Origin of the sequence: Vibrio ezurae NBRC 102218 (assembly GCF_000467185.1) — a bacterium.
Lineage (GTDB): Bacteria > Pseudomonadota > Gammaproteobacteria > Enterobacterales > Vibrionaceae > Vibrio > Vibrio ezurae.
Map to the genome: position 1 here is coordinate 150,097 of NZ_BATM01000019.1, position 12,036 is coordinate 162,132.

Consider the following 12,036-nt stretch of genomic DNA (forward strand, 5'->3'; position numbering starts at 1 on the left):
GTGTTTTCATATGATTATTTTTCTATGCACGGGGTAGCATTGTTAATTTGGCGGAATAGTAGGCAGTAAATGAGGGAAAGAGAATCTGTCGATTTAACGAGGCGCTGAGAGAAGGGGATAATATTTGTTGATTAATCAAAAGGTTAAATAAATACATTCACGTCAGCATTTCATTTGGTTGTATATGCAATCAAAGATTGACAAAACTCTGTTATAAAAATAGATATAGCTTGTTAGAATAAGCGCCGCGAAAGCCTTGCCTAGATGCATATGGCTTAGAATAAAAGTTGGTTAAGTCATATGTTGAATATTTTGAAAATCATGTTGATGAGTTTCGTATTGGTGATTGGAGTTGCACACGCAGGTTCGTATACCAAGCATGGTTTCAAAAAGGGGGCGAGCTTGAATGAGCCTCTTACGGTCTCTCTAGACAGTCACTGTGATCAGACTCAATTTGATTTACCAGCATCTTTAGTCGTAAAACCGGGCGCACTCACAGATGTGATTATCCAATCTAGCGTACAATTTCGTCGTGGCAGGGTAGATCCTTATCTGTATGAATCAGACTACGTCTACAATCAAGTAAAGAGTAAACTGTTACTTAATACCCATTGGTTATGCGAAATTCAGCAGCGAAATCAGCAATCACGCGCTGCGGTATGGTTGATTCCTTCTATTGTTAGAACCTCAGGCAGCGGTGCATTTTACTATTTAGATGTAAACCAAAAAGAAAATGGCCATTATTCCATCTCACAAGAGCTGTTTTTAGGTGATCGCATTGAAATTGAGTCGCTAATCTATAAAAATAACACCGTTGAGCTGAGCTTTAAACAGCATGCGTTAAGCCAGTCTTTGGCTGAACAGCCCAACCAATTAATAACCAGAAGGTTTACCCTTTCAGGGAATCAACTAGTTGAAAGTGCTCGTTAAGTGTTGACTGCGCCTTATTTGGCTTGTCGACCATTTTTCAGCCACTAGCATTCAAGGACGTTATTCTGTAAACGCGAGCTTGTTTTAGCTCATTAATTTTTAAACTATCAGGCCAAAATATGCGTAACTGCATGATTTTAATGGCGTGTTATACATTTTAGTAGGTATTTCGGTGTTAAAGTTAAATCAACTTAGTCAACAATCGCGCTCCAAAATAAAAAAAGGCTTGTTGATTTTACCTTTAGTGTTAATTGCCATTGTTGTGTTATCGCACAATAAAGATGAACGAAAGTTTGTACCACTGAATATTGAAACCTCAAGTGCCGCTGTTGCCGATGACGCGGATGCTAAAGTCACTCACCTTGTGTCTGTTTCTGTTCCCACTTACAGCTACACCATCAAAAATGGTGATAGCTTGAGCGTTATTTTTTCTAAGTTAGGCATTTCATATAAAAGCTTATTAAGCATTATGGAAGAAGATTTGAACCACCTTTCTTTAGATACTTTGCGTCCGGGCAATAGACTGTTGTTTTGGATTAATGAACAATCGGGCGTGCTCGAAAAAATGCAGTTGAAGTTTAACCCAGCGGATATTGTGCAATATTCTCGTGTTGAACATGGCGGCTATGCATTTAAAGATATTTCAATAAAAGGACAGTGGGATACCAGCGCTTTAGTGGGTTCGGTGCATGGCAGTTTTTCTAAATCAGCACATAAACTGGGCTTGAGCATCAATGAAATTCGCACCATTACTACCTTGATGAAAGACAAATTAAATTTCACTCGTGATTTACGTGCAGGGGATAAATTCTCAGTTGTCCATAAGGTTCAATCGGTTGATGGTGTTGAAACAGGCAGTCGCGAGATTGAAGCCGTTAAAATCTTTAATCGCGGGCGCACAATCAGTGCTTTCTTACACACTGATGGACAGTTTTATGACGAAAACGGGGAAAGCCTACAACGTGCATTTATGCGTTACCCTGAAGAAAATCACTATGTGACTTCGCCGTTTAACCCAAATCGACGTCACCCAGTAACCGGTCGTCTTTCTCCTCACAACGGCACCGATTTCCGTGCGCCAGTGGGAACACCGGTTATGGCAACCGGTGATGGTAAAGTGATCATGATTCGTAATCACCCCTATGCAGGTAAGTACGTTGTGTTAGAGCATGGCTCTATTTATAAAACGCGTTATTTGCACTTGAGCCGTATTTTGGTGAAGAAGGGACAACAAGTGAAACGTGGTCAACGTATCGCATTGTCAGGTGCGACAGGACGTATTACCGGGCCGCATTTACACTATGAACTCTTGATTCGTAACCGTCCGGTCAACCCAATGACCGCAAATATTCCAATGGCGGAATCGGTGCCTAAAAATGAGATGGCAAAGTTTGCCACTCGTCGTGACAATTTGATTCAGATGATGAAAGAAGAGGAAGTATTACTTGCGAGTCAGCATCATTCGCAGAATAATAAGCCTCAAGAATCTCTTTAATTTAGGTATAGAGTCAATGAACCAAAGCGAATTTACTCAATTAGTCGTGCTAGCAAGCCAGTGTGACGATCTTCCACAAGCCCTGCAATTACTGCAAGAGTGCGAGTATGAAGAAGTATCGGAAGTGGCCCTGTCTTTAAAAGGACAATTTGCGGTTGCTGAAGTGGAAGGCGAGCAACGTGTATACCACGTGACGACTCAGCAAGAAGGCGATGATCTTCAGGAGTTTGTTGAACACATAATGAATACTGACGAGCATGTTATTCGTTTTGTGGCGTGGTTCTTTGATGCCTACTTTGACGTAAAGCAAAGTGATACCTATAAAATGGCAGGCAAAACGTACCAACAGCCAAAAAGAAAATAAGCGTATTCGCTTATTTGACCGTCAGAAAAAATCCGCCTTTGTGGCGGATTTTTTTGTTTTAGGGCAGACATAGGCTAAGCACTGCCTGTTCGTGCTGGAATGTCGACAACGTTATCGGGCACAACGGTATTGTGCTCACTAGGTAGCCATTTTTCTAGATTATCGGCGCCCCCAATATAGTTACCGTTCATCCAAATTTGTGGCACAGTCACCGGTGTTTTTTGGCCTATGTGTGCTTTTACTTCTGGGATCATTCGGTACAACGCGGCGCTGTCTTTGACCACATCAAAATAGGTGTACGACACTCCCGCTTTATCGAGCATCGCTTTCGCTTTGACGCAATAAGGGCAGGTGGCTTTGCCAAAAACGATATTGCCTTTTAGCTCGTCAATCTTAGTCCATTGAGCAATCACCGATTGCACCAATACACCTCGATTAAGTGCTTCCCCTTGACTGACGACTTTGCCTTCGACCACTAAGATTGGAGCATGCCATGCGCCCAGTTTTAGTGGCTCCCACCAGTGAGATAACCAGTCTTTGATCTCGAGCTCGATAGGCACATCTTTGAGTTCATTTTCGAAGGTATCTTTTAGGATATCTTTAGTGAGAGTACATTCACCACAAGGGATATTAACCTTAAAAGGTCCCCAGCTTCCTCTCCAGCGATACAGTGTGATTTTTATGGGTTTGCTCATGTTGCCATTCCTTTTGTGCACCTATTAATAGAGTAGAACATGCTTACAGCAAAAACCTTTCAATATTTATGAAATTTAGTTTGAAAAATCAGTCGTTAGACAGAAACAAAAAGACCGAGCATAGGCTCGGTCTTCTACTTGGTCTTCCAAATAAGGAATGTGTCTAATCTAAGGATTAGCCATTATCCCAAATTAGAAATCGTAACGGATACCCGCTTGGATTTGGTCGTCTTCACCTTCAACTTGCTCGAACTTGTAGCCAGCGTAAGTGCGAAGGTTGCCGTTGAACTTGTAAACGGCTTCGATAGCTGCGTTATCAACAGTAGCATCGTCAACATTTTCAACGTCTTGGTAGTTGTAAACCGCTGCGAATGTCCACTTGTCTAGCTTGTAAACTGCAGATACTTCAAATGCGTTAACGTCTTGGTCTGCAACAGAGCCTAGTGCGTAGAAACCGCCTAGAGTGAAGTCAGCAATTGAGTACTCAGCTGCAAAGTTGATTTGGCTGTTGTCATCGTTGCCGTTTGCTTGAGCAACGTAACCAAGGCCAAGAGCTAGACCGAAGTCAAAAGAGTACATTGCTGCAGCGCCGTAGCTGTCAGTGTCTTTTTCGTCGTTTGCTAGGTAGTTAGCTTGGATGTCAAAGCCACCGAACTCACCAGCGTATAGGAAGTTGTTAGTAAGCTTGTCTTCGTTACCCACAACGATATCAGCTGCGTCTCCACCGAATGTAGCCATTACGTCCGTAATGTCAGTTAGCATAACTTGAGCTGTGTCTTGCTTGCCGTAAGAGAAATCACCGATGTTAGTGCCGATACCTGCGAAAACGTAGCGGTTAGTGATCTTTGCATCAGTATCAAACTGAGCTTCATATTTACCAAAACCATAAAAATCTTCATTGATTTGAGTTTTGCCAACGATGTTTAAACGAGCACGAGACTCATCTTTGAAAGTGCTGTTATCTACTGATTCGTTGTTGTCAGAAATGTTGAAACGAGCTTCCGCACGACCGCCAATTTTCAGCTCAGAAGCATCATCTTTGTATACTGTTGCCGCTGCTGCAGAACCTGAAGCCATTACAGCTAAAATTGCGGTAGTTAGTGCTGCCTTTTTCATTTTGAAATTTCCTATTTTATAAAAGTATGAGTTTTTACTCAGGAGTTATTTTTTCGAGCTCATGCCCGTTTGATTTGCCGCTAATTTAGAGTTGAAATATGAATGTCTAATGACTCATATATGAATGAGAAGTGACGCTTTGATGACGAAATGATGAATGGGATAAGTTAATAACCATATGATTTATAAGGGGTTAATTAGGGCGGTACGTGATGTGAAATGGCATTTTTACTGTGTAAGTTATTGAAAAATAGTCGCTATGTGCTGCTTGTAAATAAGTGTGATTCTTGAATAGCCCTGGTAAAGAATGGATTTGTCAGAACGATTGTGTGGTATCGGGGCTAGCAAAATGGATTGCGATCTGGCTCAATTTTTTAATAGAAAGTGTGATCTGGATCGGCCTCTTTGAGTTCATTGAATTTAACGTATCCATGAAATGCAAAACACTCTATGCAACCAAGTGTGCAATCAAAGGTGCAACCGAGCACGTAGCCGAGTGTGTGATGAGGTGATACTTTTGCACCAAGACTGTGTTTATTGAGTGCATTTATTGAATGTATTGCCGAAAAGCAAAATTGGCAGTGTTTCTTTATGCTTGGAGGGATTAAACTGGTTTGGTTTAATTTGGGCTCTACTGAGTACTTTTCCCTTGCAATTAATGGGGCTACCCTTTAGGGTCATCAACCTTGCAACACGTGCCAACCTCTAATCTACAAAAGGAATCTCCCTTGAGCGACAATAAATTTTCTAAGTTACCTTTATCTCAGCCTTTGCTCGATAATTTGGCGTCGATGGAGTATTCCGAGATGACCGAAATCCAAGCACAAAGCCTACCACTGATGCTAAAGGGCAAAGACGTGATTGGTCAGGGTAAGACGGGATCGGGTAAAACAGCCGCCTTTGGCTTGAGCTTATTGACGAACCTAAACGTGAAACGATTTCGTGTTCAGTCTTTAGTGTTATGCCCCACACGTGAACTGGCTGACCAAGTGGCGAAAGAGATCCGTAGATTAGCCCGCACTATCCATAATATTAAAGTGCTAACTTTATGTGGTGGCGTGCCAATGGGACCACAAATTGGCTCGCTTGAGCACGGCGCTCATATTTTGGTGGGCACTCCAGGCCGTATTCTCGATCATTTAGAAAGAGGGCGCATCAATTTATCTGAGCTGAATACTTTGGTATTAGATGAAGCCGATCGCATGCTAGATATGGGTTTCCAAGATGCGTTAGACGCGATCATCGCTGAAGCGCCGAAACAGCGTCAAACTTTGCTATTTAGTGCAACGTTCCCAGAAAAAATTCAACAAGTGGCGTCTCGCATCATGCAACAGCCACAGTTGGTTAAAGTTGAATCTACCCATGATAAAAGCAGCATTACTCAGCATTTTTATAAAGTAGATAATAACGATCAACGCTTACAAGCTTTAGAGACTCTTTTATTGGCTTACCAACCAGAGTCTGCCGTGATTTTTTGTAATACTAAGCGTGAAGTTCAAGAAGTGGCAGATGAGCTGCACTATAAAGGTTTTAGTGTGATTGATTTACACGGCGATCTGGAGCAAAGAGAGCGCAACCAAACCTTAGTGCAGTTTGCGAACAAAAGTATCTCTATCTTAGTGGCGACGGATGTTGCCGCTCGCGGTTTGGATGTGGAAAACCTTGATGCTGTAATTAACTATCAGCTATCACGCGATCCAGAAGTTCACGTACACCGCATTGGTCGTACGGGTCGTGCGGGTAGTAAAGGAGTCGCGTGCAGCCTCTTTAGTGATAAAGAGCACTACCGTGTGGCGGTGATCGATGAGTATATGGACATTGAAATTAAGCCAGAAGCCTTACCTCAAGTTAGCGTGACTAGCGCTGTACAACCAACAATGGTGACTATAGAGATCTCTGGTGGTAAAAAGCAAAAGGTCAGAGCTGGGGACATTCTAGGTGCGTTGACCGGTGGTGATGGCATCGATGGTAAAAAAGTGGGCAAAATTAATTTGTTCGATATGCGTGCTTACGTTGCAGTAGATAAATCTGTGGCGAAAATGGCGCATAAGAAATTGGAAAATGGCAAAATGAAAGGCCGTAAGTTCCGAGCTCGAATTCTTTCTTAGCGTTCTTCACGGCGATAAATCAATGGTGTTAAAAACGTCTGATGTATTTCATCAGACGTTTTTTTGTTTAACGCTGTTACTTTCCATGCATTTGTTTTCAAGCATTTCTGCTACGCTATTTCTGATTGCTTACTGAGTGTTATTGGTATGAAGTCAATGTGATCATTAACGCCCAAATAAAAACCCCAATAACGGCAAGTACGTTATTGGGGTTTGATGTCTTTAAGCCGTTGGCTTATTTAGAAAAGTTCTGAGTTAAGAAATCGATTCCAGTGACCTGGTTATTGGTAAGTTTAATGAATGATAAGCCAGTTTTTGTTGCCCAGCTTGCCATTTCATTTTGGCAGTGTCCAGCGTGACCAGTAAAGCTGTTCGCACCAGCATTATTGAAGTAAGGGCTGGTGGTGTCTGCATTTTTCACATCAGTATAACCATAAACGGCTTTTAGTGTACCAGTGAATGGGTCGGCACCTTGTGGAGTGATGGTAAAGGCATTTTGAACTTGACCGTGTATTTCAAAGTGACCTTGTTGGTTGTGACTTTGCTGAAGTTTGGTGTTGTCCATCGCTAAGTTATACACGTCATCACTCCAAGCAACAGGGGAGGTTGCCGCTTGCATTCCTGCTGGGAAACTTGCGTCGTGTCCTTCACAGTATCGCTTAACTGAACGTGCACAGTTAACCGCAATCATAGTCTGTACTTTTTGGCTGTCTAGATCTAAACCCTTTGGTATGTTCACAATACGACACCATTTAGCGCTCGCTACGGCGCCATTTCCTGGTTGACCGCCAAATACGGTACCCGCTAGTAACTTAGCGTTATCGAGCGTACGGTAGTCGACCATGCTACTAGGAACGTTCTGGTATTGAATACGACCATTCACCAGTTTTAAGAAGTCATTACTTGAGCTAGAAGCCCCCGCTTGCCATTGTGCAAGCCAAGCTTTACCGAAGGTTTGCGCAATACTGTTTTCGATGCTGGTCAGTAGTAGTTGATTCCCAGCAAGTGTTTTGTGCGTAAGAAGATCGTCAACGCTTCCTGCATCAAAGATAAAGTTTGAATTTAGGTGCGCGTTTTTAAAGTTGTATGAGATGATTTGCTTATTACTCGCACTACAGCCACCTTGATATTCATATTCGGTGAGTGAACCGTTGATGGTCATACCTTGGTTATCAACGTCAATCGTCATTGGTGTCGAACCGTAGCAGTGCCATTCATTTTGATCGACTGTTGGTGCACCGGTAGCTGACAATGTAATCGCACGTGATGGGTTGAATGTTAGGCTTGTTTGGCTCCCTTTCGTCGGTAATTGCGCAAACGCACCCGGTTTCAGTGCTTTGGTTAGGCCGTTCGTGATACCTGGATTGATGTCTTGTATCGTTACTTTACTTTGAGTTGAAAGCGCGTAAAGGCTGTCTAGAGCGGTGTATAGAGGTGAGTTGTTATTGAACTCGAAGCCAGCTTGTGTATCAACCTGTTGATGGTTGGCATTGTGTCCATCGACATAGTGATTAATTTGGCTTTGTTCTTTTGCCGATAAGTTAGCTACCGTTTTGTCTACTTTAATATCGCTACTGCTGTTACACGCACTCAACATTAATAGACTTGATACGATTGCTGTTGTCTTGAATAGATTCATATACACCCCGTAAATAATGAAAACCGCCTAACTGACGCTTTGTATATTCCTATGTGATTGATATTCATCCGTTGTAGCAATGCTATTTCAGGAAAAGGAATCGTTTAGGCGGATAATTTGCTACAGATTATAAATAAAACTAGGGGCATAGGGAGCGGTTGAAGCTATGTTCTCATATTTGATTGTGGTCACAATAATACCTAGGAAGACGTGCTAAAGGTGGTGCTCATTCACGAGTGATTGATATAAAAATAAGATCTATTGTCAGATGTTTTGATAGAATCAGCATTTATTTAATGAGTTATGAGAGCGGTGTCGTGTTTACAATTATAGGGTGGTTTGTTCTTTCTGTGTTCTGCGGTGTCTATGCTTCAAGCAAAGGCCGTTCAGGCTTTGGCTTCTTTTTCTTGGCGTTTTTACTTTCTCCTATCATTGGTTTTATTGGAGCATTAATTGCGGCTCCTATTCAGAGCAAAATAGAGCAGCAGGCTATCAACAGCGGAGATTTACGGAAGTGCCCGATGTGTGCTGAGTTGGTTAAATACGAAGCAAAGTTGTGTAAACACTGCGGTTCAAAGCTGGGTTCTATCAATAATGATGATGATGAAGAGGCAGGATACCAGTTTCAAATAATGTCGAATGGTGATGACGTTATCGCATTTGATACCGCAAAATCGAGTACGCCAGATAATATAGAAAGTGCCAAAAGAAAAGGTTTTGCAGAAAAAGGCGTTGTATTTGCTGATAACGCAATCGACGCCATTAAAATATATTCAGCATCGTAAAATCACCGCTAAGTATATTAATGAGCCAGTAGGCTATAGCGAGTGACAATACATCGTACATCATCAGTCTATAGAAGGGAGAGAGAGCTCTCTTCTATAGACTAAATACCATCATCACTATGCAAATGCCTCCTTATTGGCATTAAGCATACGTTTTAAAGAATCAGAGAAACGTGTTTTTTTCGCGACCGTTAAACGTCCAGCATAATAGAGTTCGATTAATACACCGTTATCGCAAATATCACACTGACTTTCGCAATGCATTTGCTCCAAAAACATTTCCATTTTATAAGGGGATAGCTGAAATCTGTCTATTTCGTCACCCCGATTGCAATTGTAAATAATAACTTCCATCTTCACTCCTTGAAGAATTGCAACGATTTCCTGCCTTTACTATGGCTGATATTTTTAGGTTTTTTATAGATTAAAATCACATACTTACGTTTAATGAATGCATCTTTGATCGCGATCAATATACGCAAGCAAATGCACTTATTGTTTGTGAGGTAAGTCAATATTTGTTGTAGGAGACTGAAAGAAAAAGTGAGATTTTCCGAAAGCTTACGATCGATGAGGCGGTAAACGTGATAAAAATAGCGGTATTACACAGCCAATAGACGAAAGGCTCGCATTTGCGAGCCTTTCGTATTTTTCAAATTAATCTATTAAGCCGCAGCCAGTTGAAGAGACTTCTCTTCTGAAATAGGGCGAGTGACCAGAGAGAGAACAACACACGCTGCCATCATGACCGCGGTGATAGTGTAGGCCAACGTATAGCCTTCTCCATGTGTCATTGAGAAGCCAACAATCGCTGCGCCAATCGCACCACCAATACCCCATGCGGTATAAAGTACGCCGTAGTTTGTACCGTAGTTTTTCAGACCATAAAATTCAGCCGTAATGGATGGGAACACCGCAAGCAGCGTACCGTAGCCAACGGCAGCAATTGCAGTGCCTACAATAAGTGCGGCTTCAGATTTGAACGTTGCGAACATAGCCATATTGATGCCTTGCAGTGCAAAAGCGATGAATAAAGTGCGTAGGCCGCCAATCTTGTCAGATAAAATACCCGCACCAATACGGCCACCTGAGTTAAATATAGCCAAAATAGAGGCTAGGTAGACTGCGTTGGGTAGGTTAGCTTGCACACTAGCAATGGTCGTGATGTTGCCGATGATCATAAGACCGGTCGCCGATGCAAACGCGTACATGATCCACAAAGAGTAGAATTGTGGCGTTTTCAGCATCACTTTCCATGAAATATCGTTGTTTTTCTTCGCTTCTACTGGAGCCTTACCTGCTTTTACCTTCGGTGCCTGTGGTACATAGTCAGCAGGTGGGTTATTGATTGTTGCTGCCAGTGGCACAGCAATGACAAGAACCGCAATCCCTAAGATCATAAAGCTTTGGTCAATGCCGTAATGGGTAATTAATGCTGAGGTTAAAGGGGCGAGATAAACAGCTGCAAGACCAAATCCAGCAGCAATAAGACCATTAACTAGCCCTTTTTTCGATGAGTGGAACCACTTCATTGCGGCAGGTGAAAGACACGCATAGCCAAAACCGATACCCGCGCCCGCAACAACGCCAAATGTCATACTTAGCATGGCTGGAGTGCTTGCAAAGCTTGAGCCAATCATACCTAAACCCGTTAAGGTTGCCCCTAACATTAGAATGTTTCTTGGGCCCATTCTATCTTGCAATATGCCTGCAACTAAAAGGGCGATAGAGAAAGTGATCGTTGCAATTGCATACGGTTGTGATGCATCAGCTGCATTCCATCCATGATCTGTTACCAGAGCCTTGTTGAAAATACTCCAAGCATAAAGAATGCCTAAACAAAGGTTGATACAGAATCCTGCTATCAGGATGCGCATCGCTTTATCGATCTTTTTCATCGTTTTTTTCTCTGTGCCTTATGGCTGGGTCAATGTAGGTGAATAATTGGAAATATTAAAAAATACTTTGGCTTTATCAAAATTCCCAAGTATGAGATGCGCGAATTGTACACAAGTTATTTTTGATTTAAATCTCTTTTTACCAAAAATGGAAAATTATTTTTCAATCCAATTTTTGTCGTTGTATTTCCATCAATTACAGAAAGATTTGCTTACGTTTTATTGATCTAGTGCGCATTAGTAGGCTTGAAATTCACCCGGAATGTGAGGTAAGAGGTATTTATTGGAAATTGTTTTTAGTAACAAAACACTAACATCCCACGTCATTTTCTTTGGCTAGCTAGCGGTTTTTGTTTGAGTTAGGTGTTTTTTTGATTTAGGACAAAGCCTGTATGTTAATGAATTGTAAAATAACCGTATATTTCAGAGAGTTGAACACAATTTGCCAAGAAATAAACCGTTGCAATCGACTGTTTTTCCGTCAAAATACACTGAAAACTTAGATTCCATATATGAAAGGTCGCTTTGCTAAGGTTGAGTGAGGGTTTGTATGAAAATATTTTTACTACTTTTTATTTCTGTTTCGGCAGGTGCTGCCTCGGCTGAGCACTTAACATCATTTTTGTATGGTTTGAGTACCGCATCATTGGCTGTGGGCGTTTGCTTTTGGCTTGCATTTCGTTCATCACGTTGGCCACAACTGGCGGTGTTTTTGCTACTCATGGGAATGTTGTGCAAATTGACCATAACAGTCGTTTCAACGATTATGGGTGTTAAAGCGGGTCTGATTACCTCTCCGTTAATTTTCTCTCTTTCATACCTCTTTTTTGCTATCGCAACGACGTACGTTTATTTCTATTTCAAAGATAAGAGCACCAACCGAAAGTTAGGTCTTGGGCAAAAGTAACCGCACGTCTATTTTCAATATAGTTGTCGACTTAACATGGAAGCCGCTAATGCAATTCAGCACTAGCGGTTTTTTTGATCCAAAAATGACATGAGTTGA

11 protein-coding genes are annotated in these 12,036 nt (G+C 41.8%); 6 read left to right on the forward strand and 5 right to left on the reverse strand.

All coding sequences use genetic code 11. The features are described from left to right. The first annotated feature begins 300 nt into the window (after window positions 1–300). The 3 genes from VEZ01S_RS07545 to VEZ01S_RS07555 all read left to right on the forward strand — a co-directional run bounded on the left by VEZ01S_RS07545 (window position 301) and on the right by VEZ01S_RS07555 (window position 2,789). The gene (locus VEZ01S_RS07545) at window positions 301–930 is read left to right on the forward strand and encodes a hypothetical protein (RefSeq protein ID WP_040890404.1); all 630 of its coding nucleotides are present in this window, start codon (window positions 301–303) and stop codon (window positions 928–930) included. 172 nt (window positions 931–1,102) lie between these two features. Further along, the gene (locus VEZ01S_RS07550; RefSeq protein WP_021713427.1) at window positions 1,103–2,425 is read left to right on the forward strand and encodes a peptidoglycan DD-metalloendopeptidase family protein; all 1,323 of its coding nucleotides are present in this window, start codon (window positions 1,103–1,105) and stop codon (window positions 2,423–2,425) included. Between the two features lie 16 nt (window positions 2,426–2,441). After that, complete coding sequence (locus VEZ01S_RS07555) at window positions 2,442–2,789, forward strand: hypothetical protein (protein WP_021713428.1); 348 nt, start codon at window positions 2,442–2,444, stop codon at window positions 2,787–2,789. Between the two features lie 74 nt (window positions 2,790–2,863). Here VEZ01S_RS07555 and VEZ01S_RS07560 read toward each other — a convergent pair whose 3' ends face one another. Both VEZ01S_RS07560 and VEZ01S_RS07565 read right to left on the reverse strand, forming a co-directional pair. Next, a complete protein-coding gene (locus VEZ01S_RS07560; RefSeq protein ID WP_021713429.1) occupies window positions 2,864–3,484 on the reverse strand; it encodes a glutaredoxin domain-containing protein in 621 nt (206 codons plus the stop codon). Between the two features lie 192 nt (window positions 3,485–3,676). Further along, window positions 3,677–4,600 carry a porin gene (locus VEZ01S_RS07565; RefSeq protein ID WP_021713430.1) on the reverse strand — a complete coding sequence of 308 codons (924 nt, stop codon included), beginning with the start codon at window positions 4,598–4,600 and terminating at the stop codon, window positions 3,677–3,679. A 728-nt stretch (window positions 4,601–5,328) separates the two neighbouring features. On the opposite strand from VEZ01S_RS07565, the gene dbpA reads away from it, so the two are divergent. Next, window positions 5,329–6,708 (forward strand): ATP-dependent RNA helicase DbpA, encoded by a 1,380-nt coding sequence (gene dbpA / locus VEZ01S_RS07575; RefSeq protein ID WP_021713432.1) that lies wholly within the window; start codon window positions 5,329–5,331, stop codon window positions 6,706–6,708. Window positions 6,709–6,943: 235 nt separating this feature from the next. Here the strand turns inward: dbpA and VEZ01S_RS07580 are convergent, their stop codons facing one another. Next, complete coding sequence (locus VEZ01S_RS07580; protein WP_021713433.1) at window positions 6,944–8,347, reverse strand: hypothetical protein; 1,404 nt, start codon at window positions 8,345–8,347, stop codon at window positions 6,944–6,946. 317 nt (window positions 8,348–8,664) lie between these two features. On the opposite strand from VEZ01S_RS07580, the gene VEZ01S_RS16890 reads away from it, so the two are divergent. Beyond that, entirely contained in the window at window positions 8,665–9,132 is a 468-nt protein-coding gene (locus tag VEZ01S_RS16890; protein ID WP_174371949.1) for a zinc ribbon domain-containing protein, read from the forward strand. Between the two features lie 117 nt (window positions 9,133–9,249). Here the strand turns inward: VEZ01S_RS16890 and VEZ01S_RS07590 are convergent, their stop codons facing one another. Beyond that, window positions 9,250–9,486, reverse strand: a complete 237-nt coding sequence (locus VEZ01S_RS07590; RefSeq protein ID WP_021713435.1) for a hypothetical protein — start codon at window positions 9,484–9,486, stop codon at window positions 9,250–9,252. Between the two features lie 311 nt (window positions 9,487–9,797). Continuing rightward, on the reverse strand, window positions 9,798–11,030 hold the full coding sequence (locus VEZ01S_RS07595; protein WP_021713436.1) for an L-lactate MFS transporter: 1,233 nt from the start codon (window positions 11,028–11,030) through the stop codon (window positions 9,798–9,800). 550 nt (window positions 11,031–11,580) lie between these two features. Here VEZ01S_RS07595 and VEZ01S_RS07600 point away from each other — a divergent pair. Beyond that, window positions 11,581–11,937 carry a hypothetical protein gene (locus VEZ01S_RS07600; RefSeq protein WP_021713437.1) on the forward strand — a complete coding sequence of 119 codons (357 nt, stop codon included), beginning with the start codon at window positions 11,581–11,583 and terminating at the stop codon, window positions 11,935–11,937. Window positions 11,938–12,036 lie beyond the last annotated feature (99 nt).